Source organism: Marinomonas sp. TI.3.20 (genome assembly GCF_038155025.1).
Classification (GTDB): Bacteria; Pseudomonadota; Gammaproteobacteria; order Pseudomonadales; family Marinomonadaceae; genus Marinomonas; species Marinomonas flavescens.
Genome location: NZ_JBAKAS010000145.1, coordinates 1 through 251, shown reverse-complemented (window position 1 = coordinate 251; position 251 = coordinate 1). Strand labels below are relative to the sequence as shown.

Sequence of the window (251 nt, the reverse complement as noted above, 5' to 3'; positions counted from 1 at the left end):
GCTGTAGTGGCCTTTCAAGGTCGGCCATTTACTCTATACGAAGAAGTGCATGGTATTAAAACCAAAGAAAAACCGAAAACACACAAGTACTTTCTTTCAACGCTGAAATCACTTCTTCCAAAAGAGACCAAACCAATCATTGTCACGGATGCCGGTTTTAAAATGCCTTGGATAGAGTTAGTAAAAAGCTTAGGTTGGGATTATGTCGGACGAGTCCGTCGACCGCGTAAATTTTTTGATGAAGAAAGTCA

1 protein-coding gene is annotated in these 251 nt (G+C 40.6%); it reads left to right on the top strand.

Annotated features, from left to right (window positions below):
- Positions 1-251, top strand: a 251-nt coding sequence (locus tag V6259_RS19935) for a transposase (RefSeq protein WP_341586009.1), incomplete at both ends; no start/stop codon positions are given.